Origin of the sequence: Micromonospora sp. DT229, from assembly GCF_049844505.1 — a bacterium.
GTDB lineage: Bacteria > Actinomycetota > Actinomycetes > Mycobacteriales > Micromonosporaceae > Micromonospora.
Genome location: NZ_JBNCLD010000015.1, coordinates 44,042 through 70,765 on the forward strand (window position 1 = coordinate 44,042; position 26,724 = coordinate 70,765).

The 26,724-nt window shown below is 69.9% G+C and carries 22 protein-coding genes and 1 pseudogene; 18 read left to right on the plus strand and 5 right to left on the minus strand.

Features of this window, described 5'->3' with window-relative positions; translation table 11 throughout:
- Positions 1-103: 103 nt before the first annotated feature.
- A complete protein-coding gene (locus tag ACLQ2T_RS21560) occupies positions 104-1,225 on the minus strand; it encodes an NAD(P)-dependent oxidoreductase (protein ID WP_425768158.1) in 1,122 nt (373 codons plus the stop codon).
- On the opposite strand from ACLQ2T_RS21560, the gene ACLQ2T_RS21565 reads away from it, so the two are divergent.
- From ACLQ2T_RS21565 to ACLQ2T_RS21635, 15 genes are read left to right on the plus strand one after another with little or no spacing between them, the layout of a single operon-like run.
- Complete coding sequence (locus ACLQ2T_RS21565) at positions 1,202-2,950, plus strand: non-ribosomal peptide synthetase (RefSeq protein WP_425768159.1); 1,749 nt, start codon at positions 1,202-1,204, stop codon at positions 2,948-2,950. The two genes, ACLQ2T_RS21560 and ACLQ2T_RS21565, sit on opposite strands and share 24 nt — an antisense overlap.
- The gene (locus tag ACLQ2T_RS21570; RefSeq protein WP_425768160.1) at positions 2,947-4,380 is read left to right on the plus strand and encodes a condensation domain-containing protein; all 1,434 of its coding nucleotides are present in this window, start codon (positions 2,947-2,949) and stop codon (positions 4,378-4,380) included. The genes ACLQ2T_RS21565 and ACLQ2T_RS21570 overlap by 4 nt, the downstream gene beginning before the upstream one ends.
- Complete coding sequence (locus tag ACLQ2T_RS21575) at positions 4,377-7,463, plus strand: amino acid adenylation domain-containing protein (RefSeq protein WP_425768161.1); 3,087 nt, start codon at positions 4,377-4,379, stop codon at positions 7,461-7,463. Before ACLQ2T_RS21570 ends, ACLQ2T_RS21575 begins: the two co-directional genes overlap by 4 nt.
- Positions 7,457-7,777 carry a phosphopantetheine-binding protein gene (locus tag ACLQ2T_RS21580; RefSeq protein ID WP_327025207.1) on the plus strand — a complete coding sequence of 107 codons (321 nt, stop codon included), beginning with the start codon at positions 7,457-7,459 and terminating at the stop codon, positions 7,775-7,777. Before ACLQ2T_RS21575 ends, ACLQ2T_RS21580 begins: the two co-directional genes overlap by 7 nt.
- On the plus strand, positions 7,774-11,205 hold the full coding sequence (locus tag ACLQ2T_RS21585) for a thioester reductase domain-containing protein (protein WP_425768162.1): 3,432 nt from the start codon (positions 7,774-7,776) through the stop codon (positions 11,203-11,205). Before ACLQ2T_RS21580 ends, ACLQ2T_RS21585 begins: the two co-directional genes overlap by 4 nt.
- Positions 11,202-12,068 (plus strand): 3-hydroxyacyl-CoA dehydrogenase family protein, encoded by an 867-nt coding sequence (locus tag ACLQ2T_RS21590; protein WP_425768163.1) that lies wholly within the window; start codon positions 11,202-11,204, stop codon positions 12,066-12,068. Before ACLQ2T_RS21585 ends, ACLQ2T_RS21590 begins: the two co-directional genes overlap by 4 nt.
- Entirely contained in the window at positions 12,065-12,340 is a 276-nt protein-coding gene (locus ACLQ2T_RS21595; protein WP_425768164.1) for an acyl carrier protein, read from the plus strand. Before ACLQ2T_RS21590 ends, ACLQ2T_RS21595 begins: the two co-directional genes overlap by 4 nt.
- Positions 12,333-13,433: an acyl-CoA dehydrogenase family protein gene (locus ACLQ2T_RS21600; protein ID WP_425768165.1), complete on the plus strand. Its 1,101-nt coding sequence runs from the start codon at positions 12,333-12,335 to the stop codon at positions 13,431-13,433. The genes ACLQ2T_RS21595 and ACLQ2T_RS21600 overlap by 8 nt, the downstream gene beginning before the upstream one ends.
- On the plus strand, positions 13,430-14,395 hold the full coding sequence (locus ACLQ2T_RS21605; RefSeq protein ID WP_425768166.1) for a 3-oxoacyl-[acyl-carrier-protein] synthase III C-terminal domain-containing protein: 966 nt from the start codon (positions 13,430-13,432) through the stop codon (positions 14,393-14,395). Before ACLQ2T_RS21600 ends, ACLQ2T_RS21605 begins: the two co-directional genes overlap by 4 nt.
- Positions 14,395-15,507, plus strand: a complete 1,113-nt coding sequence (locus tag ACLQ2T_RS21610; RefSeq protein WP_425768167.1) for an HAD-IIIC family phosphatase — start codon at positions 14,395-14,397, stop codon at positions 15,505-15,507. Before ACLQ2T_RS21605 ends, ACLQ2T_RS21610 begins: the two co-directional genes overlap by 1 nt.
- The gene (locus tag ACLQ2T_RS21615; RefSeq protein WP_425768168.1) at positions 15,467-17,074 is read left to right on the plus strand and encodes an amino acid adenylation domain-containing protein; all 1,608 of its coding nucleotides are present in this window, start codon (positions 15,467-15,469) and stop codon (positions 17,072-17,074) included. The genes ACLQ2T_RS21610 and ACLQ2T_RS21615 overlap by 41 nt, the downstream gene beginning before the upstream one ends.
- Positions 17,071-18,375 (plus strand): MFS transporter, encoded by a 1,305-nt coding sequence (locus tag ACLQ2T_RS21620; RefSeq protein ID WP_425768169.1) that lies wholly within the window; start codon positions 17,071-17,073, stop codon positions 18,373-18,375. Before ACLQ2T_RS21615 ends, ACLQ2T_RS21620 begins: the two co-directional genes overlap by 4 nt.
- A complete protein-coding gene (locus ACLQ2T_RS21625; RefSeq protein WP_425768170.1) occupies positions 18,372-19,316 on the plus strand; it encodes a hypothetical protein in 945 nt (314 codons plus the stop codon). Before ACLQ2T_RS21620 ends, ACLQ2T_RS21625 begins: the two co-directional genes overlap by 4 nt.
- Before the next feature lie 12 nt (positions 19,317-19,328).
- Positions 19,329-20,384, plus strand: coding sequence for a MupA/Atu3671 family FMN-dependent luciferase-like monooxygenase (locus ACLQ2T_RS21630; RefSeq protein WP_425768171.1), 1,056 nt, complete (start codon positions 19,329-19,331; stop codon positions 20,382-20,384).
- Positions 20,381-20,950: a flavin reductase family protein gene (locus tag ACLQ2T_RS21635; protein ID WP_425768172.1), complete on the plus strand. Its 570-nt coding sequence runs from the start codon at positions 20,381-20,383 to the stop codon at positions 20,948-20,950. The genes ACLQ2T_RS21630 and ACLQ2T_RS21635 overlap by 4 nt, the downstream gene beginning before the upstream one ends.
- A gap of 49 nt (positions 20,951-20,999) precedes the next feature.
- On the opposite strand, the gene ACLQ2T_RS21640 is transcribed toward ACLQ2T_RS21635, so the two are convergent.
- The 3 genes from ACLQ2T_RS21640 to ACLQ2T_RS21650 form a co-directional block, all read right to left on the minus strand.
- The gene (locus tag ACLQ2T_RS21640; protein ID WP_425768173.1) at positions 21,000-21,803 is read right to left on the minus strand and encodes a metallophosphoesterase; all 804 of its coding nucleotides are present in this window, start codon (positions 21,801-21,803) and stop codon (positions 21,000-21,002) included.
- A 401-nt stretch (positions 21,804-22,204) separates the two neighbouring features.
- The gene (locus ACLQ2T_RS21645; RefSeq protein WP_425768174.1) at positions 22,205-22,510 is read right to left on the minus strand and encodes a hypothetical protein; all 306 of its coding nucleotides are present in this window, start codon (positions 22,508-22,510) and stop codon (positions 22,205-22,207) included.
- A 126-nt stretch (positions 22,511-22,636) separates the two neighbouring features.
- Positions 22,637-23,242: a YdeI/OmpD-associated family protein gene (locus ACLQ2T_RS21650; protein WP_425768175.1), complete on the minus strand. Its 606-nt coding sequence runs from the start codon at positions 23,240-23,242 to the stop codon at positions 22,637-22,639.
- Between the two features lie 120 nt (positions 23,243-23,362).
- Between ACLQ2T_RS21650 and ACLQ2T_RS21655 the strand changes: the two genes are divergently transcribed.
- The 3 genes and pseudogenes from ACLQ2T_RS21655 (at position 23,363) to ACLQ2T_RS21665 (ending at position 25,400) form a co-directional block, all read left to right on the plus strand.
- Positions 23,363-24,238, plus strand: a complete 876-nt coding sequence (locus ACLQ2T_RS21655; RefSeq protein WP_425768176.1) for an alpha/beta fold hydrolase — start codon at positions 23,363-23,365, stop codon at positions 24,236-24,238.
- 149 nt (positions 24,239-24,387) lie between these two features.
- Positions 24,388-24,552 (plus strand): annotated as a pseudogene (locus ACLQ2T_RS21660) (alcohol dehydrogenase catalytic domain-containing protein); the annotation flags it as partial.
- A 101-nt stretch (positions 24,553-24,653) separates the two neighbouring features.
- Positions 24,654-25,400, plus strand: a complete 747-nt coding sequence (locus ACLQ2T_RS21665; protein ID WP_425768177.1) for a hypothetical protein — start codon at positions 24,654-24,656, stop codon at positions 25,398-25,400.
- Positions 25,401-25,474: 74 nt separating this feature from the next.
- Here ACLQ2T_RS21665 and ACLQ2T_RS21670 read toward each other — a convergent pair whose 3' ends face one another.
- Positions 25,475-26,677 (minus strand): serine hydrolase domain-containing protein, encoded by a 1,203-nt coding sequence (locus tag ACLQ2T_RS21670; RefSeq protein WP_425768178.1) that lies wholly within the window; start codon positions 26,675-26,677, stop codon positions 25,475-25,477.
- Positions 26,678-26,724: the final 47 nt, after the last annotated feature.

The following is a 26,724-nucleotide window of genomic DNA, read 5'->3' on the forward strand; positions in this document are numbered from 1 at the left end:
GGCGATAGCGTCTGAAAATCGTCTGTTGTGAGTGCGCAGATGAACCCCCACCCCTGGGTTCCATCTGCTAGTCGCGCAATGACACAAAATCGCCCGAATCGCTTTAGTGATCCTTCCCGCCGCGCAGAAAAGCGGGGAGGACTGTGATGTCCATCTCACCGTAGCCGGCGTCCGCTGCTGCGGTCAGCATGCGCTCCGCGCCTGCGACCGCGCCGTCGTCGAGCGCTCCGGTGGCACCGACCAGGCGTAGGTCCTTGGCGGCGAGGCCCACCGAAAACTGTGTGGGCGCGTCAGGGTTCGACAGGCGGGCGCGCAACCTCGGGACCAGGGAACCCACGGCGGTCCCGGTGAGCACGTCCAGCATCATCTCGGCATCGAGGTCGAGCCGATCGCTGAGCCGGAGCGCCTCGCCGAGTACAACGAACGAGCTACCGAGAGCCAGGTTGACCACGAGCTTCGCCGCCGCACCCGCCCCGAGTGCTCCCAGATGACGCAGCTTTCCGAGCGACTCGAGGGCAGGTCGGCAATGGTCGACGTCGACCGGAGCGCCACCGGCAAGGATGACCAACTCGCCGGCGCGGGCCTTGGGCGTACTGCCCTGCACGGGTGCGTCGATGAACCGCAGCTGTGGTGCGAGTCGCGCGCGCAACTCAGCGACGGCGGCGGGACCGATGGTGGACATGTCGACCAGCACCGCCTCCGGACTCAGCCCGTTGACAGCCCCGTTCGAGCCGAAGAGCACGTCGCTGACCGCCGCCCCGTCGGTCAGCATCGTGATGACGATTTCGGCCCCTCGCACCGCCTCACTTGGCGTCGGCGCCGCGGTGGCGTCGGTTCCTCGCAGAACGTCGGGAACCCCGCTTCGATTCCACAAGGTCAGCTGATGGCCCTCGTCGAGTAACCGGAGAGCCATCTGGCTGCCCATACGGCCGAGGCCGAGAAGCGCTATACGTGACATGACCAACCTAACCTGGCGACACGTGAATTGATCAACCTGACCTGCCTGGGTATCGGTCAGATCATAGGTGCTCCTTCGCCTGAGTGCATTACCCCAACGTGTTGAACCGTGCACGATCGATGCGTGAACGGTGCCTGAACGGTGCACGTCGATTCCACCATTGGGCGTCGGGTTGACCGAGCGGATGGGGGCGCCGAGGTGAATCGAGACAACGATGTCGCAGATCAGAATGTCGCATGCCTGGTGCAGCAGTGGGCCGCCGTCCAACCCGCCGCGCCTGCCGCATGCGACGGCACATCAACGGTCCTGACCTATGCGCAGTTGTGGGAGCGCGCCGGTGGGGTCGCCGACCGGCTGGCCGGCGGCGGTGTCGCTGCCGGTGAGTACGTCGCTGTACGGGGGCCCCGTTCGCTCGATCTGCTTGTCGCTGTCCTGGGCATCGTCCGGGCCGGCGCCGTGTACGTACCGCTGGACGCGCACGCGCCGGCCGAGCGGATCAGCGCGATTCTCGACGAGACGGCCGCCCGCGCGGTGGTCGACGTGCAGAACGGGGCGCTGACCGTCGAGTGGACCCGGCGGACTGGGCAGGTCGGCGAGGCCGGTGCATCACGCACGCGAAGCGCTGACGATCCGATCTACGTGGCGTACACCTCGGGGTCCACCGGCCGGCCAAAGGGTGTCGTCATCCCGCACCGGGCGGTGCGCCGACTGGTGCAGGACCAGCCTTACTGCCCGCTGGCCCCCGGCGACCGGGTGGCCAACTCCTCCAACCCGGCGTTCGACGCGACGACCTTCGAGATCTGGAGCACCTGGTGCGCTGGTGCCACCGTCGTGGTGCTGCCCGCCCTTACCGACCTTGGGATCGAGAGCTGGGTCGAGGAGACCCGGCGGCTCCAGATCACGACGATGTTCCTGACCACATCGCTGTTCCATGCGGTCGCCCGCGAGCGGCCGGACGCGTTCCGGTCGGTGCGGGATCTGTTGGTGGGTGGCGAGCAACTGGAGATCGGCGCGGCACGCGCCGTGCTGGCCGCCGATCCGCCGAAGCGGTTGATCAACGTTTACGGGCCCACCGAGACGACAACTTTCGCCAGTTTCTTCACCTGTACGCCCGCCACCCTGGACGGCCTCGATCGGGTCCCGGTGGGCTTCGCACTGGAGAACACCGACCTGTCCATCGTGGATGAGGATGGGCATGGGGTGGGCGACGACGAGGTCGGCGAACTGTGGATCGGTGGCCCCGGCGTCGCCACCGGATACCTGGGCCAGGACGACCTGACCGCTCAGCGCTTCGTTCCGGACCCACGGACCGGACGAATCATGTACCGCACCGGTGACCTTGCTCGTCGGCGATCCGACGGGGCAGTAGAGCTGCTCGGCCGGCGCGACCGCCAAATCAAGATGCGGGGTTACCGCATTGAACTGGAGGAGATCGAGCGAGCCGCGACCGGCACCGGCCTGGCCGCCGCAGCTTTTGTCGAGCGGGTGGGGGAGGGGGCCTCGGCCATGCTCGTCGGCTTCGTGCTGCCCCCGGCCAATGCGTCCGTCGACATGCCCGCGTTGAACGAGGCACTCGGCCGGCGGTTGCCGGATTACATGGTGCCGGCGCGGTGGATCGAGCTGACCCACCTGCCAGTCGGTGCCACCGGGAAGGTCGACCGTGACTACCTACGGGCACTGCTCGACGCCGAGGCCCGGGAGTTGGAGCCGACGCCGGACACGGACGACCCGGTACTCCAACAGGTGCGGGCGATTTGGCGCGAGGTTCTCGGCCGGCCCGGCGTATCCCCCGGGGACAACTTCATCGACCTCGGCGGCAACTCGATCCTGGCCGTACAGGTGATGTCGCGACTTCAGCAACAACTGTCGGTCGAGGTCGAGGCGGCGGACGTACTGCTGGCGGATTCCATGGCCGACCTGGCCAGGTCCCTTCGATCCGGGGCGAGGACGCCCCTCACCAGTCACCTCGATCTTCAGCGGGAATCATCGTGATCACAGCGAATGTCGAACCAGTCCTGCGACGCACCGGTCTGTCCCAGGCCCCGCTGTCGCACGCCCAGCAGCGCCTGTGGTTCATCGACGCAGCCGACCCCGGCGCCGCCACGTACCACGTGCCGCTTCTCCTGCGTTGGCTCGAGCCGCTCGATCCGGCGGCGCTGTCTGCCGCGCTGACCGCGGTGGTCGACCGACACGCGGTGCTGCGAACCCGGTATCACCTCGTCGAGGGTCAGCCCGTCCAGGAAGTGACGCAGAGCGTGACTCCTCGTCTGGACGTGGTGGATCTGACGGGGGACCCCAACCCCGAAGACCGACTGCACGCCGAGGCCGCCGCAGCGGCGTGCGAGCCATTCGACCTCGCGGGTGGAACTCTGGTGCGCTGCCGGGTGTGGCAGGGCGTACCCGGGGGAGACGCCGCGCTGATCACCTTCCACCACATCGCCATCGACGGTTGGTCGCTGTCGGTGTTCTTCGCCGATTTGGAGGATGCGTACGGCGCGGTGCTCGCCGGGCGTCCCGTCGAGTTGGCCGAGCCGGAGATTCGGTACATCGACTTCGCCGTCTGGGACGGTGAGGTCACCGGGGGCGACGCCGCCCGCAAGCGGCTCACCGCCCGCGCCGCCGAGTTGCGCCCGTACGCCAGTCCGCTGGTGCTCGGGCTGGGGGAGGCACGCCGGGGCGGGGCCCAGACCCGTCCGGGCGGGCAGGTGGTGTTCGAGGTCGGCGACCCGCTGCGCGCCGACGTCCACCGCCTCGCGGCCCGGCTGCGCGTGACCCCCTTCGTCGTTCTGCTCGCGGCCTACCAGGAGGTGCTGCGGCGCTGGTCGGGACGAGGCGAGTTCCTCGTCGGTACGGTCACGGCCAACCGGCCCCATCCGGCCACGGAGAAGCTGGTCGGCTTCTTCGTCAACACGGTTCCGCTGCGCTGCGCGCCTCAGGCGGAGGATTCGTTCAGTGCCCTCTGCGGCGAGGTCCGCAAGGAGGCCTTCCGGTCGCTGACCCATCAGTTGATCCCGTTCGACCAGCTCAGTGCGGAGATCGGCGGCAACGGCCCGCTGGTGCAGGTCGGCTTCGCGCTGCAGAACATGCCGGCCTGGGACTCCGTCCGACCGCGTTGGCGGGCGCCGGTCCAGCTTCCCACCGGGACGGCGAAGTTCGACCTGCTCCTCATCCTCGAGGAACGGCCGGACGCCATCGTCGGCACCGTCGAATATGCCGACGACATGTACTCCTCCGATCTCGCCGTCGAGTTCGCCGGGCACTTTCAGGTGTTGCTCGCCGCCGCGGTGGCCGACCCCGACCAACGGGTGTGCCATCTGCCCCTCACCAGACGGGAGCCAGACCTCGTGCCGCCCTGCGTGCTGGTCGGCCCGGTCAGCGACCTCGCTGGAGCCCGTGCGGCCATGATCGGGGGAGTGGCGTGACCACCATCGCGGACCTGGTCGTAGCGCAACTGCGCTCCCGCGACATGACCGCCGTGCGCGTCGGCCAGACCAGTCTCTCGTCGGCTGGCCTCGACGCCTGGTCCGGCGCGGTCGCGTCCCACCTGCAGGGCCGGGGGACCGGTCGGGGTCACTTCGTGCCGGTGCTCGCCGCGCGCGGCGGCGCCCTCGTGGCCGGCTGCCTGGGCGTTCTGCGCAGTGGCGCGGCATTCGCCCCGTTGAGCCTGGACACCCCGAAGCATCGGCTGCGCCACATCCTCAGCGAGCTCGACGCACGAGTGGTGCTCACCGACGAGGCGGGCCGGTCGATGCTCGACGAACTGGCCGTGGACCGCACGCTTCTGGAGGACCTGCGGGGGGCGGACGGGTTGCCGGCGGCCGTGGGCACCGAACCTGACGACCCGGCGGTCGTCATCTACACCTCCGGCACCACCGGTCGGCCCAAGGGGGTGCTCGTACCGCATCGCGGGTTGCTCAACACGGCGCTGTGGTGGGCCGCCGACACCACGCTGACCGTGGAGGACCGGGTGCTGTGCACCTGGTCGACGGCGTTCGACGGGGCGACCTTCGAAGCGTTCCGCACCCTGGTCAGCGGTGCCACCCTGGTCTACGCCGACGACCTCGAGCGGCGCGACCCGAGGGCACTCACCCGCCTGATACGCGGCCCGCTCGGGGCGACCGTGACCTCGATGACCCCCAGCCTGGCCAGGGCGATGTTGGACAGTGACGAAGGTGGCCCGACCACGCTGCGCACGCTCTACCTCGGCGGTGAGGCGGTCACCCGTCAGCTCGCCAGGGACTGCAGCGAGGCGTGGGGGGTCGAGGTCCGCAACATCTACGGCCCCACGGAGGCGTCCTGCATCGGCACGTTCGCACCGGTCGACCTCGCCGAGGAACGGCCGCCGATCGGCGGTCCGCTGCCCAACACCCGCGCGTACGTGCTCGGGCCGTATGGGGAGGAACTGCCCAGGGAAGTCCCCGGTGAGCTGTATCTGGCGGGTACCGGCATCGCCCTGGGCTACCTCGGGCAGCCGGAGCTGACGGCGGCGGCGTTCCGGCCCGACCCGTACTGCGACGAGCCGGGCGCCCGGATGTACGCCACCGGCGACCGCGCGGTGCTGCGCCAGGACGGCGCCATCCTCTGCCTCGGGCGGGTGGACGACCAGGTGAAGATTCTGGGCCACCGGGTGGAGCCGAACGAGGTCGCGCGGCTCATCGAGGAGCAACCCGGCATCCGCGGCGCGGTGGTCCTCGCCGAGGGGGAACCTCGTCGACTCGTGGCATTTGTCGAACTCGACGACGTCGACGCGCCGTCGAGCCGGGAGGATGTCCTGCGCCCCCTGCAGCGCTGGCTGCCGCCGGCCGTGCTGCCGACCGACGTGTACGCCGTGCCGGCGATCCCCATGACCGTCAACGACAAGGCCGACCTGACGGCGCTGCGTGGGATGCGGGATGTGCGACTGCCCCACGCGGCCGCAACCAGCGTGCAACTGCACGGGGACGAACTGCGCGCTGCGCGGATCTTCGCCACCGCACTGGCCGGCACCGGACAGAGCCGGCGTCCGGTCGACGCCCCGGCGCTCGCGTCGGACACGGACTTCTTCGTGCTCGGTGGCCACTCGCTGCTGGCCGTCAACATGCTCGCCGCCGCCGAACGGGAGGTGGGCCACCCGCTGTCGCTCGGGGAGTTCCTCGCCGAACCCACGGTCGCCGGTCTCGGCCGGCTCCTCGCCGGCGGGCGATCCGTGGCAGCCGCAGCCCCGGCGTCCGACGGGGTGTACCCGGCCTCCTCGGCGCAGCGCCGGTTCTGGCTGATCGACCGGGTGGAGCAACTGCGTTCTGCGTACCTCGCACCGACCGTGCTCGAGTTCGACTCCGCCGGATTCGGTGACCGCGACGTGGAACTGCTCGCCGAGGCCACCCGGCACGTGCTCGCACGGCATCCGGCGCTGCGTTCCCGGTTCAGGCTCGACACCACAGCACGCGCGGTGGTCTACACCACCGACGGCCCGCCTCCACCGCTACAGATCACCTCCGCGCGGGGCTGGGACGAGCAGCGGCTGGCCGCGCACCTCGCGACCGCCTGTTGGAGCCCGTTCGACCTGGCGGAGCAGGCACCGGCCCGCGCCGATTTCATCGTCGGCGAGGAGCGGGTGCTGCTCATCCTGGCCATCCACCACATCGTGATCGACGGCTGGGGCCAAGCCGAGTTGCTCGACCAGATCGCGGCGGTCTACCGGGCCCGCCGAGGCGGGGCCACCGCTGACCTGCCGCCGGCGATTCATCCCGGCGCAGTGCTAACCGGTCGCCCGGTGCCGGCGGTGGAGTCGGTGGTGGCTCACCTGCGCGGCGCGCCCACCGACATCGAGCTGCGGCATGACCGGCCACGACCCGCCGTTCAATCGACTGCCGCCGCGACCCGGATTCGCACCCTCGATGAGGGGCTCGCGGCGCGGCTGCGCGAAACCATGAACGACCTGGGCGTCACCACCTTCATGACGACCGCGGCCCTCCTGGGGGCGGTGCTGGCCAGGTCCAGCGGGCAGCGGGACTTCCTGTTCGCGTTCCCGTGGCTGGGCCGCGAGACGGGCGAGACCGCGCACGCGGTCGGGATGTTCGTCAACACCCTCGTGCTGCGGGTCGACCTGCGGGGCGAGCCCAGCTGGCGAGAGCTGCTGGGCCGGGTGCGGGACAGCGCGATGACCGCCTACCGCGCCTCTGCGGTGCCGTTCGACGTGGTGGCCGCCGCCATCCACCCCGGGCGGGATCTGAGCCGCCCACCTGTCACACCGGTGTACCTCGCCGCTCTGGATGCCCCTCCGGCCGTCCCCGACTTCGGGCCGGACGCCACCGTGCGGTTCCGCCAGCTCGTCCCGCTGCACCTGAAGTACGAGCTGGAGCTTGTCGCAACCGACCTACCGGACAGCGTCTCGTACACCGCGACCTATGCGACCGGCCTGTTCGACGCCGCGACCATCGACGCCCTGCTCGACAGCCTCGAGCGCTGCGTCACAGACCTCACCACCGATCTGAACGCTGGAGTCACGAAGGAGAGCTCGTGGTAATCGTCGAATCAGAGATCGTCGAGAAGGTGCGGCGCGCCTGGGAACAGGTCCTCGACGTGGCGCACGTGCCACTGGACGTGTCCTTCTTCGAGGCCGGCGGCGACTCGCTGCTGCTGATCCTGCTGCTCGATCAGCTCAATCCGCTCGCGGACGGCCGGCTCGACGCCGCCGACCTGTTCCAGCACACCACCGTCGTGGCGCAGGCCGACCTCATCTGCGGTGGCCGTGCTCCGGTGACCCGGGCGAAGGTGGGGCCCGGCGAGCGCTCAGCCCTGTTCAATCGCGCCCGCCGTGACCCGAAGGACAGCCAGTGAGCAGCACCGACATCGCGATCGTGGCAGTCGGTTGCCGGTTTCCCGACGCAACCACACCGGAGACGTTCTGGCGCAACCTGGACAGCGGGGTGGTGTCCACCCGGCCGCTGAACGAGGAGACTCTTCGGACGGCCGGGGTCAGCGACGACAGCCTGCGGGATCCGGCGTTCGTCCGGGTCGCCGCCACCCTGCCGGATGCGGCGGACTTCGCCTCGGAGTTCTTCAACTATCCGCCCGCCGAGGCGGAGTTGATCGACCCCCAGCAGCGACTGTTCCTCGAGGCATGCTGGGAGGCGCTCGAGTCCGCCGGGCATCCCGCCCGTCCCGACGGGCCGGTGACCGGCGTCTTCGCCGGGGGCGCGTCGAGCACGTACTCCTCGGCCGTGTTCGCCGCGAAGGTGCGCGAGTCGGGCTTGGCTGCCGCAGTGGACGACATGGGGCTGCACCTCGGTGGCCTCGGCGACTTCCTCAGCTCCCGAGTGGCGTACAAGCTGGGCTTGCGGGGGCCGAGCGTCGGCGTCCAGACGGCCTGTTCGTCGTCGCTGTACGCCCTGCACTACGCAGTGCTCAGCCTGCTGTCCGGCGAGTGCGACATCGCGTTGGCCGGTGGTGCCACCGTGTTGGAGCCGGTGATGGGCTACCGCTACCAGGCCGGTGGGCTGATGTCGGAGGACGGCTTCTGCCGCGCCTTCGACTCCCGGGCCACCGGCACGTCGTTCAGCTCCGGGGTAGGGGTCGTGGTGCTGCGGCGGCTGACGGACGCGCTCGCCGACGGCGACAACGTTCTGGCGGTGGTTCGCGGCTCCGCGGTGGGCAACGACGGGTCCGCCCGTTCCGGCTTCACCGCGCCGAGCCCGTCCGGGGTCGCCGACGTGGTCAGCGGGGCGCTGCGGGTCGCCGACGCCTCTGGCCGCGATTTACGCTACGTCGAGGCCCACGGCTCGGGCACCGCGCTCGGTGACCAGATCGAACTGCGCGGGCTCAGCGATGGCCTGCGTCATTACGGTGCCGACACCGGTTACTGCGGGCTGGGTTCGGTGAAGGTGAACATCGGCCACCCGGGGCCGGCTGCCGGCATCGCGGGCCTCATCAAGGCCGTGCATGTCGTGCGGACCGGCAACCTTCCCCCGCACCCGTTGTTCCGGCATCCGCGCCACCCGGGCATGCTCGCCGAAAGTCCGTTCTTCGTCAGCACCGAGGCAGGGCACACCGCCGACCCGGCGCGACTCGTCCTGGTCAACTCGATGGGCCTCGGTGGTACCAACGCCGCCGTGGTCCTGGCGCCGCCCCCCGCGCCGGTGCGGCCCAGCGCGCCCGTCCGGCCGACGATCACGCTGGTGCTCTCCGCCCGCAACCGCAGCGAACTGGACGCCATGTCCCGTAATCTCGCTGACCGGCTGGAACAGGGTGAGCTGCCTCCGGCCGACGTCGCGCACACGTTGCGGGTGGGACGCCACGACTTCGATGTGCGCCGCGCCGTCGTCGCGCCACCGGAGCGGTTGGCGGCCACGCTACGGCTGCCCCGGCCGCCGGCCGCACGTACCGTTACCTCGACCGAACGAGCGGTCACCGTGGTGGCTGGCGGATCGTCGAGCGCTGTCGTGGAGCGGCTCCGGCAGGTCTTCGGCGCCGACTGCGAGGTCACCGACAGGGTTCCCGACGTGGTACCGCCCGGTCGGTTCCTCATCCAGGTCGGGGCCGGGGAAGCCGGTACCGATCGATACGTCCTGCCTGCTGACGCGGACGACGAACAGATCGAAGCGGCTGTCACCGCCGCCTGGCTGCACGGCGTACGGGTGGACTGGGAGCCACTGAGTCGCGGCACCGGACGGCGGGTGGCGCTGCCGACGTACCCGTTCACCCGTCGGCGGCACTGGATCCTCGACCGGTACCCGTCTGCTGCGGAGGCCTCCGCCCCGGCCACCGGACCCGCTCCGGCGATGCCGGCCAGCCCGGGCTCCGGTGAGGTCGAGGACGAACTGCTGGCGATCTGGCGTGAGCTGTTCGGCGTCGAGGGCATCGGCGTCGACCACGAATTCGGTGCGTTGGGCGGCTCTTCCCTGCTTTCGGTGCAGATGGCGCTGGAGGTGCAGCGACGCTTGGGGGTGCTGGTGAACCTGCACCGCGCCGGCGGCAGCCGAGCGACGGTCCGTCGCATCGGCGAGATCGTCCGGGGGGTCCGGGCCGGTGCCGCACGGGGGGCCGACGACATCGATCCGATCGCGGACGGCGACGGGGAGCTGATCGACCTCGATCTGCAACTGCCCCTGGGCGAGGTCAACCCGCGCCCGGCCGCCGGCACCGATGTGCTCCTCACCGGCGCTACCGGTTTCCTCGGTACGTTCCTGCTGCACGAGCTGCTCAAGGCGAGTGCCGGCCGGATCTACTGCATCGTGCGTGCCGAGGACGAGGATCAGGCGTGGGCCCGGCTTGACGCTGCTGCCACCTCCCTTCTCCTGCCGGCGCCGGACCGGTCCCGGGTCCACCTGGTCCTCGGCGACCTCAGTGACGTGGGCACCCTGTGTGAGACGTACCGGGACGGCGAGTTGGCTCGACGCGTCGGCACGGTCGTGCACTGCGCCGCGAAGGTGGTGTTCACCGAGCCTTACCGGGTGCTGCGTACCGACAACGTGCTGACGATGGTGGAACTGCTGCGCTGGATGCGCCGGCATGGCATCGCGGACTTCGGCTTCGTCTCCACTGTGGCCGCGACCCATCACGCGCTGGGCGCGGACGGCCGGATCCTGGAGACCCGGGAGCAGCCGCTGGACCCCCAGCAGGGCGGGTACGGCGTGGGCAAGTGGGTGTGCGAGCGGATCCTCGAACGGAGCGAGACCGACGGCATGCGGGTCCGCATCTTCCGTCCCGGATTCATCCTCGGTTCCACCGAGACCGGCGCCTGCAACCACAAGGACCTGGTGTGGCACATCGCCGCCAGCGGCCTGGCGGTGGGGGCGCACCCGATGGACGACCGGGCCATGCCCATGGCCCCGGTCGACCTGGTCTCCCGGGCGATCGCCGAGCTCTCCCTCGACCCGGGCTCCGCAGGTCGGGTGTACCACTTGACCGACGAGGTCGCGGTTAGCCCACAACGCCTCTTCGCGCTGCTCACCGAGGTCGGGCTTCCCACCACTGCGGTCACGCCTGAGGAGTGGCAGCGGCGGGTCGCCGACCGCTCCCTGGCCACCGGCAACGAACTCCTAGCCACCATGGCCCTCTACGAATTGGAAGGCCACGCCCTCGGCGAGCGCGGCCTGGAGGCGGTCGCGTGGCGGCGGTGGCTCGCCGCCCGCGGTCTCGACCCGGCACCGACCGGTGACCTGCTGCGCCGCTGCCTGACCTTCCTCGCCCGCACCACCACCAAGTTCGGCGAGCTGATCGCCGAGGACGTCGAGTCCGCCGAGAAGATCGAAGTGGGGGCGCCGTGACCAGCACCGCATTCGCACACCGGCTCGCCGTGGTCGGTGCCGGGACCATGGGTACCGGCATCGCCGCGTTGGCGGTCGGCCACGGCATACCCACTGTGCTGATCGACATCGACGAGGCTCAGCTGGACCGGGCACGGTCGGAGGTCTTCCGCCTGACGCGGTTGGGCCAGATGATGGGCGGCCTGCCGCGCGGTGCGCAGGCCGGCGAGCTGGTGACGACCGGGCTGGTCGGTGACCTGGCCGAGGCCACCGCCGTCGTGGAGTGCGTCACCGAACGGGCCGACCTGAAGGCTGAGGTGTTGGCCGAGGTCACCAAGGTCGTGGCACCCGGCACTCCGGTGCTGAGCAACACCTCGGGGATCCCGGTCGACGAACTCGCTGAGGCGGCGGCCCGGCCGGCCGACGTCCTCGGTGCGCACTTCATGAACCCGCCGTACATCATCCGGGCGGTCGAGGTGATTCGGGGCCGGCGCACCAGTCCCACCGCGCTGGAACGCGGCCTGGACCTGCTGACCAGCGTCACCCGGGAACCGATCGTGGTCGGTGACGCGCCCGGCTTCGTCATCAACCGCATCCTCCAGTGGAGCATCAACCGGGCGGCGCACCTCGTGGAGGAGGGGGTGAGTACCCCAGCCGACGTCGACGCGCTCTTCGTCGGCTGCCTGGGTCACCGCACCGGCCCGCTGGCGACCGCCGACCTCATCGGCCTGGACAACGTAGTGGACTCCCTCTGGGTCCTACAGGAACGCACGGGCGACGCCGGGTACCAGCCGGCGGAGCTGCTGCAACGCATGGTTCGGGAAGGCAAGCTCGGCCGAAAGAGCGGCCAGGGCTTCTTCGAGTACGGAGGCACCCCGTCATGACCGCGTCAATCGACCAGAGCACCGACGCCTGGGTGCAGTCGGAACTGCTGGCCTTCTTGTCGGCCCGGACGAAGACAGACCTGGAGCCGGACCGCGACCTGTTCGCCTCCGGATTGGTGTCGTCGCTGTTCGCGATGGAACTTGTGGCGTACGTCGAGGACCACTTCGGCGTGGTGGTCGGTGGAGACGACCTGCGGCTGGACACCTTCCGCACGGTCGATCGGATCACCGCACTGGTGCGGCGACTGCGCTCGGAGGCGGCAGGTGGGTGACGACCTGACCCGCACCGTCGCCGACCTTGTCGCCGGCCGCGCCGACGATTGGGACCGGGACGGTGAGATTCCCCGATCGGTGATCCGGGAGCTGGCCGGGCAGGGGCGGCTCTGCGCCGAGGTGGACGTCGCCTACGGCGGGCTGGGGCTCTCCAGCCGGGACAACGGCGAGTACACCGCAGGGGTCGGTGCCATCTGCAGCTCCCTGCGCAGCCTGATGACCTCGCAGGGGATGGCCGCCTGGGTCATCCAGCGCTTCGGTGACCAGGGGCAGCGCAGCGAGTACCTCACCCGACTGGCCGGCGGGGACACCGCGGCGGTCGCGTTCAGCGAGGCCGGCGCGGGAAGTGACCTGACCGGCATGCGCACCCGGGTCACCGTCGAGGGTGACCGTGCGGTGGTGACCGGGCAGAAGGTGTGGGTGACCGGTGCCGCCTACGCCGATCTGCTGGTGGTTGTCGGTCGGTACGGTGACGGCGGCGCCGCCGTGGTGGTGCCGACCACCTCGCCCGGCGTGCGGGTCGAACGCATCGCCCAACCGCTCGGCTGTCGCGCGGCCGGGCACGCGATGGTGACCCTCGACGAGGTCGTGCTGCCCGCGGCGAACGTGCTGCGCGGTGCGGGTCAGCCGCTGAGCTGGCTCGTCACGTCCGCACTGAGCTACGGCCGCCTGTCGGTGGCGTGGGGGTGCGTGGGAATCCTGCGTGCCTGCCTGGTCGCCGCGACCGGGCACGCCCGGGTCCGGGAACAGTTCGGCAAGCCGCTCGCCCAGCACCAGCTGGTCGCCCGGCACCTCGCTGAGCTGTTCGTGGCCGAGCAGGTGGCGACCCGTATGTGCGAACACGCCAGCCTGTGCTGGGACACCAACTCGCTGGATCTCGCCGCCACCGTGGTCGCCGCCAAGCAGGTCGCCGCCCGCGGCGCCGCGCGGGGTGCCGCGACGGCCGTGCAGGTGCTCGCCTCCGCCGGCGCGGTGGACGGCACCCCGACCGCGCGGGCGTATCGCGATGCGAAGCTCATGGAGATCATCGAGGGCAGTAACGAGATCAGTCAGCTGCTGCTCGCCGAACACGCGCTGGCGGTGACGCCATGACCGCCATCGGCATCGGGGCTGTGCACTGCCTGCTGCCCGACACACAGCAGAACGCCATCGACCTGCCGGAGTTCCCCACCCTCGGCCATGAGGAGGCGGAGTTCGTCCGTGGCAGTGGGGTGTCGACGGTGGGGCTGTTCGAGAATGCGACGGCAGCGGAGCTGGCCGCGAACGCGTGCCGGGAGGTGTTGGCGGGCGGGTCGCCGGCACCGGAGATGCTTCTGCTCGTCGCACCACGCTCACCCGACGTTCTGCTCGGCTCGGACGCCTGCCGGGTGCAGGCCGACGCCGGGCTGACCTCGGCCTTCGCGTTCGAAGTAGACGGTCTGGGATGCACCGGCTCCAGCGTGGCCTGGGCACTCGCCCGAGACCTGCTGGTTGCCGATTCCAGCCGCGACACCATCATGATCGCCCACGGCAGCCGCCCCACCGGGGTGGATCGCATCCGGTTCCCGGTAGCGGTGATCGGTGACGGCGCGTACGCCATGACCATGGTGCGCGGTGGCCGGCCGGTCCTGCGCGCTCACCGCATGCAGACCGACGGCACCTTCCACGACCTCTTCCGAGTCGACTACAAGCAGGCCCCCTGGTACGAGTGGCGCGAGGAGTGCCTCTCGCCCGACCGCTATCGCTTCGACCTGGCGATGCACAGCAGGCTGCGGCTGAGCCGTCTGGTCGAGGGAGTGCTCGCCGACGCGGGCGTCGACAAGGGCGCGGTCGCCGCGACTCTCATGCAGAACGTCACTGCCAGCGCCTTCGACTTCTACGAGACGCTGCTCGGCCTGCCCATCCATCGGGTGTGCCGAGACAACCTGGCCCGGTGGGGTCACCTCGGCGCGATGGATGTCGTGCTCAACCTTCAGGATCTGCTCGCCACCGGCGAGGTGGCCGAGGGTGACCTCGTCCTGGTGCTCAACAACAGCCCGGTCGCCGCCTGGTCGGCGACCATCTGGGAGGTGTGATGACCCTCGACAACGGCCCAGCCACGATCAAGTGTCTCGTCTGGGACCTCGACAACACGCTGTGGAAGGGAACTCTGCTCGAGGACGGTGAGGTCCACCTCAGTGACGAGATCCGTCAGATCGTCATCGATCTGGACACCCGGGGCATCCTGCAGTCGGTAGCCAGCCGCAATGACCACGACGAGGCCTGGGCGCAGCTGGAGAAGCTCGGGTTGGCGGAGTACTTCGTCGTTCCGCAGATCAGTTGGGGGCGCAAGTCGGACGCGGTGCGTCAGATCGCGGACACGTTGAAGTTCGCCCTTCACACCATTGCTTTCATCGACGATCACCCGGCGGAGCGGGCGGAGGTCGCCTTCCACCTGCCGGAGGTCCGGTGCTACCCGGCGGAGGAGGCCCTCCGCCTCGCCGAGCTGCCCGAGTTCAACCCGCCGGTGATCACCGCCGACTCTCGGCGACGCCGTGAGATGTACCAGGCGAGCAACCGGCGGGACAACGAGCGCGCCAGCTTCAACGGACCGGAAGAGGAGTTCCTGCGCTCGCTCGACCTGCGGATGCGCATCGATCGGGCCACCGACGCGGACATCGTGCGGCTGGAGGAGCTCACCCTGCGTACCAGCCAGATGAACGCCACCGGCGTGCACTACTCGGAGGAGACACTGCGGGCAATGGTCGCCAGCGGCGGCCACGACGTGCTGGTGGTGTCGATGACCGACCGGTTCGGCCCGCACGGCGCCGTCGGCGTGATCCTCCTGGAGCGGTACCCCGGGGTCTATCACCTGAAGCTGCTCGCCACGTCATGCCGGGTCGTCGCCTTCGGCGCCGGCGCGGTGATCCTGCGTTGGCTGACCGATCAGGCGGCTCGTGCCGACGCGCACCTGGTGGCCGACTTCCGACGCAGCGACCGCAACCGGATGATGGAGGTCGCCTACCGGTTCGCCGGCTTCGACGAGCGGCCCTGCGACTGCCTGGCCGCGCTCCCTCCCGCGGACGACCTGCAACGGCTGCACCTGTCGCCGCAGCCCCAGCTAGCGCCGACGACGATCACCGTTGTCGCGGTCGACCTGGAGGGCGGTGACGAAGTTGCAGCCGACTGGACCTGCGCTCTCACCTGAGGAGACCCTGTACGAGTGGTTCGCCGCGTCGGCCCGACGGTGGCCGGACTTCGAGGCGTTGCGCATCCGTCGGTCCTCCATCAGCTACCGGCGGCTGGCGGATCTCGCCGACACCATCGCCGCGTACATCGTGCGTGAGCACGGCGCCGTGCCCCGACGGGTCGCGCTCCTGGCCTCGCGCAGCATCGTCGCGTACGCCGGTTACCTGGCCGTACAGCGTCTCGGTGCCGCCGTCGTCCCGCTCAACCCGCGCTACCCGGCCGTTCGCAACACCACCGTCTGCGCGCTGGCCGAGGTGGACCTGGTCCTGTCCGACGGGGCCGTCGCCGCTGCGGTCGCCGCCGAGCTGCATTCCCAGGTGCTGACCGTCACCGACGAGGAGCTGCTGGCGGCGCACGTCACGCATGCGCTGCCCCCCTACCGCACCTCGCCGGATGATGTGGCCTACGTGCTGTTCACCTCAGGCTCGACCGGGCAGCCGAAGGGGGTGCCCATCCGCCACCACAACCTGTCCGGGTACCTCGCGCACAACATCGACCGCTACCGGGTACGCCCCGGCTGCCGGATGTCGCACACCTTCGACCTGACCTTCGACCTGTCGGTGTTCGACCTCTTCGTCACCTGGGGCGGCGGTGCGGCCCTGATCGTGCCCACCCGCGACGAGCTGCTGAGCCCGGTCGACTACCTGGTCGAGCACGCGATCACGCACTGGTTCTCCGTCCCCTCCGTCATCACGGTGACCGGTGGGCTCGGAAACCTGCCGGTGGGGCGGGTGACCGAACTGAAGTACGCGATCTTCTGCGGCGAGCAGCTCACCTACACCCAGGCCCGAGCGTGGCGGGCGGTCGCGCCGCGCGCGATCGTCGACAACGTGTACGGGCCCACGGAACTGACCCTGGCGTGCAGCGAGTACCGCTTGGATCCGGATCCGGAGACCTGGCCGCCGACCTCCAACGACACCGTGCCGATCGGCGCTGTCTACCCGTCGCTGGAATACCTCGTCGTCGACGAGGACGGGGTCCCCGGCAGCGAGGGAGAGTTGGTGGTGCGCGGGCAGCAACGTTTCAGCGGATACCTCGATCCGGCGGACGACCGGGGCCGTTTCTTCACCCTCGACGACCGGGGGGTGGTCACACCGACCCTGGGGACTCCGTCGGCGGCGGACTACTACCGCACCGGGGACCGGGTCCGGGTGGAGCATGGCCAGCTCGTGCACCTGGGTCGGCTGGACAACCAGGTGAAGATCCGGGGGTACCGGATTGAGCTGGGTGAGATCGAGGCGGCGCTGCGCCACCACCCCGCGGTCGACCACGCCGTCGTCGTCGCAGCTCCCCAGGGGGAGGACGTCGTGCTGGCCGCGTTCTACACCGGCGGGAGAGTGGCCGACAACGAACTGCTCACCTGGCTACGCCGTCGGGTCCCGGTATATATGGTCCCCCGTCGTTACCGTTGCCTCACCGAGTTTCCACTCAACAGCAACGGCAAGGTCGACCGGGGCCGGCTGCTAGCTCTCCTGGCCGATCCGTCACCGGAAGCCGAACGCCCGACCGCGGGGGTGCGTACGTGAAACTGCTCGAACATCTCGTCCCGCCGCAGGGGCCGGTGCGGGTGCTGGCCGTCAGCAACCTGGCCCGCACATTCGGCAACGGCATTCTCCTCTCCGTCAGCGTCCTGTACTTCATCCGCTCGGTGGGTATCTCGCCGACCCGGGTAGGGCTCGGCCTGTCCCTCGCCGCCGCGTTCGGCATGCTGATCAGTATCCCGGCGGGTCATGTCGCCGACCGGCTCGGCGCCCGCAACACCGCGATGGCCTTCGTCGCCCTACAGGGCGCGTTGGTCTGCGGGTACACGTTCGTCGGCGGGTTCACGAGCTTCGTGGTCCTGGCCGCGCTCGTCGTCGGTGCGGAGGCGGGAGCCGACGCGTCGCGGGGGGCGCTGGTCGCCCAGGCGGTTCCCCGGGAGCAGCGGGTGAAGGCTCGGGCCTACCTGCGCTCCGTGACCAACATCGGCATCTCGCTGGGCACGGTGGTGGGTGGCGTCGCGCTACAGCTCAACACCGGTACCGCCTACCGGACGATGCTGCTGGTCAGCGGTGCCGCCTTCATCCTCGGCGCCCTGCTCTTCCTGCGTCTGCGCAATGAGCACGTGACCCGCCACGAGGAGAAGGCCTCAGTCGGGCTGGTGCTCAAGGACCGGCCATATCTCGCCGTCACTGCTCTGACGGCGGTCCTGGCCATGAACGACGGGCTGCTGACGGTGGCTTTGCCGCTCTGGATCGCAGACCGAACGGACGCACCGGTCGCCGTGTTCTCGGCGATCCTCCTGGTCAACACCATCATGGTGATCCTGTTTCAGGTGCGGGCCAGCGCCGGTGCGGAGACCGTCCAGGGCGGTGCCCGGGCGCTGCGCCGCTCCGGGATGCTTCTGGCGGTGTGCTGCGGGTTCTTCGCCCTCGCCGCCGGCGCGCCGGCTTGGCTGGCGGTGGTCGTCCTCATCGTCGGAGCGCTCATCCACGTGCTCGGGGAACTGCTCTACGCCGCCGGTTCCTGGGCTCTGTCGTACGAACTCGCACCGGAGCACGCGCAGGGGCAGTATCAGGGCCTGTTCGGTATGGGGGGAAAGGTGGCCAAGATGGTCACCCCGGCGATCACCGCGGTCCTCATCATCGGCGTCGGCCGCCCCGGCTGGTTGATCTTCGGCGCACTGCTGTTCACGGCAGGCGCGATCACACCCTTTGTGGCGCGCTGGGCCGAACGCACCCGCCCTCCTGCCCACGATGTTGCCGCAGTGGCGCCCGCCACCACCGTGGACAGCGGCATGGGCCCGGTCCCCGGTACACCCCCACGTCAGGAAGAGACCGCGCGATGAACGAGACCTACCGGGAGATCTACGGAATCTCGGTGCACTGCGTCGCGGATCCACGCGCGGCTGCGGTGGTGGACGCCTTCTTCGGCGCGCCGGTCGCGCCACGCGCGGACGCGCCGAGCCTCAGGCTGGCCGTCCGGGTGGTGGACGATCCTGCCGGAGCCACCGCGGAGCCGCCGCACACCGAGGAGGTGATCGCCGCTGATCCGATCATCATCGACACGGGCGGCTCCAGGTGCGAGTTCGACGTGACAGCGGGGGTCGCCAGGGTGACCCTGTGCGCGGCGGACCTCACGAACCCGATCGTGTGGGGTCGGTGGATCTTCGAGCGACTCGCGCTGTACCTGGTGTGTCGCTCGTCGCGGCTCTACCCGCTGCACGCCGGGGCATTCGTCGCCGACGGGCACGCTGTGCTGGTCAGCGGGCCCACCGGCATGGGCAAGTCGACCTTCGTCCACACCGCTCTGCGGCACGGCGCCGAACTCGTCGGCGAGGACATCATGGTCCGCGACCTGCGTGACGAGGTACCAGGACGGCTGTGGGGTTACCCGCAGGCCCTCTACGTCGCCCCGGAGCAGCTCGCCGGCAACGCGGACCTGGCGCAGGCGGTGACCGCACCGGTCAATGACGGCGAGAAGCTTCGCGTGACCATCAGCGGGCCGCTGACCGCCAGGCTGCGGTCCTCGGTCGTGCCGGACAGCGTGGTGTTCCTGGCGCGCGGAGACGCCACCATACGGCCGTTGACCGTCGATGAGGCGGTGCAGCGATGCCGAGACGACTTCGCTACCGGTAAGGCCGATCCGGTGCTCCTCGGTGAAATCGAAGACGACCTGCGGAGCTTGCTCGCCGACCGACTGATCTGGGAGCTGGCCATGTCGAGCGACCTCGACGCCAGCTACGACCGGCTGTTGGACATGGTGCGCTCGCTCGCACCCACGAACTGAACGGAGATGCCGGTGGACTTCAGCCTCTTCTACTTCGCCAGCGACGAGCGCGACGCCGGACACGACCGTTATCGGATGCTGCTCGACGGAGCCAGATTCGCAGACGAGCGCGGCTTCACGGCCGTCTGGACTCCCGAGCGACACTTCCACCCGTTCGGTGCGATCTATCCGAACCCGGCTGTGACGGCGGCTGCCGTCGCCGCGGTCACCCGGCGAGTCGCGGTGCGGGCCGGCAGTGTCGTGGCCCCCCTGCACCACCCGCTGCGTATCGCGGAGGAGTGGGCGATGGTCGACAATCTCTCCGGAGGTCGGGCCGGAGTTTCCTTCGCCTCCGGCTGGCACGCGGTCGACTTCGCGTTGCGGCCGGAGAACTACCAGACTCGCCGCGAGCTCACTGTGGAGTACGCCCAGCAGGTGCGGCGGCTGTGGCGTGGTGAGCCGATGCCGGTCACCGACGGAGTGGGCGCGGCCACTGAGGTGCGTGCGTTCCCGGCCCCCGTACAGCACGACATCCCGATCTGGATCACCAGTGCCGGTGGGGCGGAAACCTTCCGCGCCGCCGGGCAGATCGGCGCGGGGGTCCTGACGCATCTGCTGGGGCAGAACCTGGACGACGTCGCCACCAAGATCGAGGCGTATCGCGAAGCGATCGCCGAGCGGCCGGACGCGGACGGGTGGCCCGGTCACGTCGTGCTCATGGTGCACACCTTCCTGGGCCCCGACGACCACGTCCGCAATCTGGTCCGTGAGCCACTCAGTGCATACCTGCGGAGCTCACTCGGCCTGCTACTCGGCTCGCAGACCGGTACCGCCCGCCGGATCGATCCGTCCAAGCTGCGGGAGCGCGACATCGATGCGCTCGTGCAGAGAGCCTTCGACCGGTACTACGACGAGAGTGGCCTGCTCGGCACGGTCGAGAAGGCACATCACACCGTCGAGCGTTTCGCCAAGGCCGGGGTTGACGAGGTCGCCTGCCTCATCGATTTCGGAGTACCCGCCGACCAGGTGATGGAAGGTCTCGAGCACCTCGACCGGCTCCGCGCGTTGACATCGGCGGAGACCCCATGACCTCGCAGGCGACCAGGACCCCCGACTCGACCAGCCTCCGCTTTCGGCGTGCCGCCGGCCGGTTCCCGACCGGGGTGGCCGTCGTCAGCACCCTCAACGACGCCCAGCCGCACGCCATGACGGTCAACTCGTTCGTCACGGTCTCACTGGAACCGCTGATGGTGCTGGTGTCACTCGGCTTGACCTGTCGCACCTACGAGCGGATTCACTCGTCGGGCATCTTCGCCGTCACGGTGCTCGGCGCCCACCAACAGCCGGTGGCCGACTGGTTCGCGAGCTCCCGCCGGGGGACCGGGGCCGGCGCTTTCACCGGCGTCGACTGGCGGCCGGCGCCGTGCTCCTCGGCACCGATCCTGGAGCAGGGTGTCAGCTACTTCGACTGCCAGGTGGTGGATGTCCGTGTCGCCGGCGACCACGCCGTCGTGTTCGGCGCTGTCCAAGCCTTCGACGTCCTGTCGGACGGGCCGGCGCTGATGTTCGCCGACAGCCGCTATGTTGCCTGCCCGTCGCCACCAGCGGCCTCCGTGAACGGCGCGGCGACCCCAGCCGTGCCATCGCAGCGGTAGCAACCGTGGTTGGGCGGCAGGTGTCGCCGCCCGACCACGGTGGTGGCGCTCACCGCAGCCGGGTGACAATGATGCGGCCGCCCTCGTAGACGCCGCCGTCGATGGCCGACACCCGGCCGCCGGCGTATCGCAGTGGCCCCTTGATCTCCTCGGGCGCCACCCCGAAGTGCTTCGTCAGGGTGCTGTGGCCGTGCACGATCTCCGTGCCGCCCAGGCGGTCGAGCATTGCGGAAACCGCAGCCTCGACCTTCGCCGAGTCGTCGCCGCGGAACGCGCCACGATCACTCATCTGATACGACAGCTCCAGCCACACCTTGGCGTCGCGTGTCTGTAGGGCGTTCTGCACACTGGCATTGACGGCCTCCACATCGGATCCGTGCTCCAGATAGCGCACGGAATCGGAGTGCACGAGCAGGATGCCGTCGACGACCGCCACAGCCGGTAGGGCGGACATCCACGTGAGGTGCTCGTCGGTCAACCGGCGCAAATCCTCGTCACAGCCGCCGAACCTGGCCCAACCACTGTGGAAACCGCCCGGCTCGTTGAGCCCGACAACCGGCGTCGTGCCAAAGTGGTGAGCGGCGAGCAGTTGCACCTCGTGGTTGCCCAGCAGGCAACGTACCTCGCCGCCAACTGCGGCTGCTTCCGCAGCCAGGGCCCAGATGTCCTCGATTACCCCGATCCCGTCGGGGCCACGGTCGACGTAATCACCGAGCAGCCACAATCGGGCATGTCCGCCGCACCAATGGCCGTTCGGGCTGACAAGGCCCGCCTCGACGAGCGCGCGGCCGAACTCCTTGCGGTGGCCATGAATGTCCGCAGTGGCGTAGAGTGGCGCGGTAGGGTCCGTCACCGCACCGACTCTACCGCAGCCGGTACCGCAGGGAATGCGATGACCGAGCGACCGCCCGCAGCCGCAATCAGCAAGCATTCGACGACGCCGGCACCGCCGCCGGAGAGGAGAAGATTCGGCTTGCCGATGGCATTGACCAGGTCAGCCAACAATGCCAAAGCCCAGATGAGCGCGCTGCCGGAAGATCGCGCTGACTATCCGACATTCCGATGAGGTGGCACGTCCTGAGCCGTCCCGTGGTGTCACTACGCGATCAACAAGAACGTCGGAAAGGGTCCTGATGGCCTCCACCGTACTCATCGAACGGCTCGACGACCATGGCCGGCGCACGTGGTCGCTGCGGCGATCGTGATCCCCGTCCTCGCCGGTCGGCCGGCTGACCGCCGTACCCCGGAGAAGGGTCAGATGCCGCCGAGGGCGTACGAGCCGACCACGGTCGCCTGGGTGAACTGGGGCGGGGTGGCGCAGCGGGCGCGGATGCCTTCCTGGAAACGTTGGAAGGCGGCCGTGTCGGTCAGCGCGGTCGAGCCTTCCTCGGCGACCAGCAGGTGCATGAACTCCGTGCCGTCGCCCAGCCGGAAGGTCGCGTAGTGCAGGCCGTCCGGTCGGGTCCGCGCCAGTTCGGCGAAGACCTCCTCGACCAGCTTGGCGTTCTCGTCGGCGACTTCCGGTCTGGTGGTGTAGCGGATGACCGTGGCCTGTCCCATTCGTCTTCCCTTCGGGTGGATGACAGGCAAACGATGAAGCACGGCCGCCGAGTGCGCATCTTCTGCCGTGCGGCCAAGCACCTGCCAGGAATCAGGAATGCGGGTAAGCCCTCGGGCGGCAGCCGATCACGGCGAGGGGGCGGGCCTGGCCTTCTGGGGGTAGATGGTCTCGTGGCGGGCCAGCATGGCGACGAACTCGGCGATCTTCCGTTCCCGGGTCTGGGCCCGTTTCACCGCGCCGAGGCGGTGGATGAGGGCGTACCGGTTGGTCTTGGTGAGGACGTCGAACATGGCCTGGGCGGCGGGGTCGGCGGCCAGGGCGGCCAGCAGGTCGGCCGGCACCTCGGCCTCCGAGGGCGGGGCGTAGGCGGCCGCCCAGCGCCCGTCCGCCTTCGCGGCTTCCACCGCGGCCCGGCCGGACGGCTGCATCCGCCCTTCTTGCTCCAGGCGGGCCACATGGGCGACATTGCGTTGGGACCAGGAGCTGCGGGGCCTGCGGGGGGTCAACCGGATCAAGGAGGTCTCCTGGTCCCGCTTGCGGGCCTGCCCGTCGATCCAGCCGAAGCAGAGGGCCTCCTCGACCGCCTGCTGCCAGGTCAGGCTCGTCACCGTGCCACCCTTGCGCCCCAGGGCCAGCCAGACCCCGGGGGAGCGGGCATGGTTTTCCGACAACCAGTCCCGCAGCGCCGCGGCGTCGGCGACAATCAGTTCCTCCAGCTCGGCCCTCTCCATGCCGGCAGGGTAGCGCCGGGCCCTGACAGTGACCTCTTGTGTCGCAACGGGCGGGCGATCAGGGTGCCGGTCCGCCACGATGGGGCTGGTGAGCGATGCCAACCGCCCGGGAGGCCGACGATGCAGGACGTCCAGAAGGTCCGGCACCGACAGGTCGACCTCGACGGCCTGGAGGTGTTCTACCGCGAGGCCGGGCGCCCCGGCCAGCCGACCCTCCTGCTGCTGCACGGATTTCCCAGCTCGTCGCACACCTTCCGCGAGGTCATGCCCACCCTGGCCGAGGTCGCCCGGGTGATCGCGCCTGACCTGCCCGGCTTCGGCATGTCCTCCGCGCCGACCATCGACGGCTACGACTACACCTTCGACAGTCTCTCGCGGACCGTCGAACACCTGCTCGACCATCTCGGGGTCGAGCGCTTCTTCGTCTACCTGCACGATTTCGGCGCACCCGTGGGATACCACCTGGCCACCCGGGCCCCGGGACGCATCCGCGGCCTGATCGTGCAGAGCGGTAACGCCCACCACGAGGGCCTGGGGGAGCAGTGGGACAGCGCCAGGGCGTACTGGGCCGATCCGACCGAGGACAGACGCGCGGCGCTACCGGACTGGTTGAACTTCGCCGGCACCCGCGATCAGTACCTCGCCGGGCTGCCCGAGCATCTGCGCATCCTGCATCCACCGGAGTCGTGGCATCTCGACTGGGAGCGGATGAGCCGACCCGGCAACCTCGACGCCCAGTTCGCCCTCTTCACCGACTACGCCCACCACGTGGCCCGCTTCGAGGAGATCGCCGAGTACCACCGCGCTCATCAGCCGCCGGCCCTGGTGCTGTGGGGACGACACGATGCGTACTTCGACGTCGAGGAGGTCCTCGCCTACCACCGGGTCCTCGACCGCATGGACGCCCACATCTACGACGGTGGACATCTGCTGTTGGAGACCCACGCGGCCGAGTGCGCCGCCCTCATGCGGGCCTTCGTGCTCGACCACACCTGAGCCGACCCACTCACCACCGCAGCCGGCACCGCCGTCGACCTGCTTGCCGGCAAAACCCTCCGTGCGAGGTGCCCGACCCCGAGGTGCAGGAGGAGACCGACGCGGTCGTGCAGATCACCTCCACGGCCTTGTGCGGCACGGATCTGCACATGTACGACGGGCGTACGGGTGCCCAGCCCGGCCTGGTCCTCGGCCATGAGCCCCTGGGGGTGGTGCTGCGGGTGGGGTCGGCGGTGCAGACCGTTCGACCGGGGACCCGGGTGGTGTTGCCCACCCACCTGTTCTGCGGGGTGTGCGCCATGTGCTCCCGGGGCCGGTCCGCGTTGTGTCTGCGCGCCCGCCCCGACGGACCGGGTGCAGCGTACGGCTATGTGGGCATGGCCCCTACCCGGGTGCGCAGGCCGAACTGCTGCGGGTGCCGTGGGCGGACGCCAACTGCCTGCCCCTGCCGGGAGAGCCGGGGGACGGGTACGAGGACGACTTCGTGCTGCTGGCCGACGCCTTCGTCACCGGCTGGCACGCCGCGGCCACCCTCGCCGAGGTGCAGGCCGGCGACACCGTCGCCGTGTTCGGGGCCGGCACCATCGGACTGCTCGCCGCGTACTCCGCCTGCCTGCTCGGCGCCCGCAGGGTCTACAGCGTCGACCATGTCGACGCTCGGCTGGGCAAGGCCGAGGAGTTGGGGGCGGTGCCGGTCGACTTCCGGGCGGGGGATCCGGTCGAGCAGATCCGCGCCGACCGGGCCCGAGCGGGTCTGCCGCTGGGGGAGGAGAAGCTGCCGGGTGTGGACAAGGTCATCGACGCGGTCGGCTTCCAGGCCCACGACCGGGCCCACCCCGACCGGGAGCGGGCCGACCAGGTGCTCGCCGACGCGGCCCGCCTGGTCAATCCGGGCGGCGGGGTCGCCGTCGCCGGCGTCCACCCGGAGAAGGACCTGATCCCCCAGGCGGGCGGCAGCGCCGACGGGCACCTGGAGGCACCCTGGGGGACCTTCTTCGCCAAGGGGGTGGCGCTGCGGTTCGGTCGTACCCACGATCGCCGCTACACCCGGCTGCTGCGGGACATGGTGACCTCCGGCCGGGCCCGACGATCGTCACCCACCACGGCAGCCTGGCCGACGCCCCCGACTGCTACCAACGCTTCGACCGACGGCAGGACGTGATCAAGGCGGTCCTGCACCCCTGACGGGACAAGCCGCCCCCGCGGAACCCGCAGGGGCGGCCGATCAGGGTACGACTACCGGCCGGCGCACAACGCGGCGTCGAAGGCGTCGAGCACCCGGAACACCCCGTCCTGCACCGGGCTGGAGTCCGCGGTCACCACCAGGGTCACCGCCCGACCGTCCGCGGTGATCGCGGTACGGCTGGAGTATCCGTCGATGTCGCCGCCGTGCCCCCAGGCCAGACCGCCACAACTGAGCTCGAACCCGATGGCGCCCAGCCCGTAGTGCCACACCAGCTCGGGCAGGTCCTCCCCGCCCGGGTAGAACGGCTTGCCGTTGCGCATCTGCGCCAGGGTCGCCGGCTTGATCAGTTTGCCGTTCTGCAACGCCACCAGGAACCGGTTGAGGTCACTCGGGGTGGAGATCATCTGCCCGGCGGCCCAGCCGATGGAGGGGTCCAGTCGGGTGATCTCGGTCCACTTCCCGGTCTCCGGGTGGGGGAGATAGCCGTTGGCGTGCGGCTTGCGGATGCTCTGGTCGCCGACCCCCGGCCAGTAGGTGTTCCGCAGCCCGGCCCGGTCGAGAATCCGGGTGGTGATCACCTCGCTGATCGGCCGTCCGGTGACCTTCTGCACGAGCAGCCCGGCCAGGATGTAGTTGGTGTTGCTGTACTGCGTCGTCGTGCCGGGCACCGGGCTGGTCGCCTCCTTGGCGAAGGCCGAGTCGAGCAGGTCGCGGGGCTCGAAGTACCGGTCGCGCCACTGGAAGACGTGCGGCATGTCGTAACCCGGCAGGCCGCTGGTGTGCTCCAGCAGGTGCCGGACGGTGATCGTCCGCCCGTCGAAGCCCGTGCCGCGAACCAGACCCGGCAGGTACGTCTCGATCGGCTCGTCGAGGCGGACCTTGCCGTCGTCGACGAGTTGCAGGACGGCGACGGCGGCGTACATCTTGGTGTTGCTGGCCATCCGGAAGTACCCGTCGGCGGGGACCTTCCCCCGGGTACGCAGGTCGGCCACCCCGGCGGTGTAGTGGGTCACCCGACCGGTGCGGTCCCGTACCGAGGCCATTGCTCCCGGTGCGACACCGGCGCGCACCAGCTCGTTCAGGCTGACCTGGATGGTGTCCTTCTGCGGTTTGGCCACGGCCGGATCGGCCGACCGTACGCCGACCACGGCCAGCCCGATCATCGTGCAGGCGGCCAGCAGGGCGGTGCCCCGTCGGGCGGCCCGGACCCCCTTGCGGCGGGCGCTGGGCTTCTCTGTCGTTGACGTTGACACGGGACCTCCTGGTGAGTTGTCGGATCGGCGGCCAGGTGCCGCGATCC

Excerpts from the sequence above, each read along its gene's own strand:
- ACLQ2T_RS21655 (WP_425768176.1), top strand. The coding sequence starts at position 23,363 with ATGCAGGACGTCCAGAAGGTCCGGCACCGACAGGTCGACCTCGACGGC.
- ACLQ2T_RS21625 (WP_425768170.1), top strand. The coding sequence starts at position 18,372 with ATGAACGAGACCTACCGGGAGATCTACGGAATCTCGGTGCACTGCGTC.
- ACLQ2T_RS21605 (WP_425768166.1), top strand. The coding sequence starts at position 13,430 with ATGACCGCCATCGGCATCGGGGCTGTGCACTGCCTGCTGCCCGACACA.
- ACLQ2T_RS21635 (WP_425768172.1), top strand. The coding sequence starts at position 20,381 with ATGACCTCGCAGGCGACCAGGACCCCCGACTCGACCAGCCTCCGCTTT.
- ACLQ2T_RS21595 (WP_425768164.1), top strand. The coding sequence starts at position 12,065 with ATGACCGCGTCAATCGACCAGAGCACCGACGCCTGGGTGCAGTCGGAA.
- ACLQ2T_RS21645 (WP_425768174.1), bottom strand. The coding sequence starts at position 22,510 with ATGGGACAGGCCACGGTCATCCGCTACACCACCAGACCGGAAGTCGCC.
- ACLQ2T_RS21650 (WP_425768175.1), bottom strand. The coding sequence starts at position 23,242 with ATGGAGAGGGCCGAGCTGGAGGAACTGATTGTCGCCGACGCCGCGGCG.
- ACLQ2T_RS21610 (WP_425768167.1), top strand. The coding sequence starts at position 14,395 with ATGACCCTCGACAACGGCCCAGCCACGATCAAGTGTCTCGTCTGGGAC.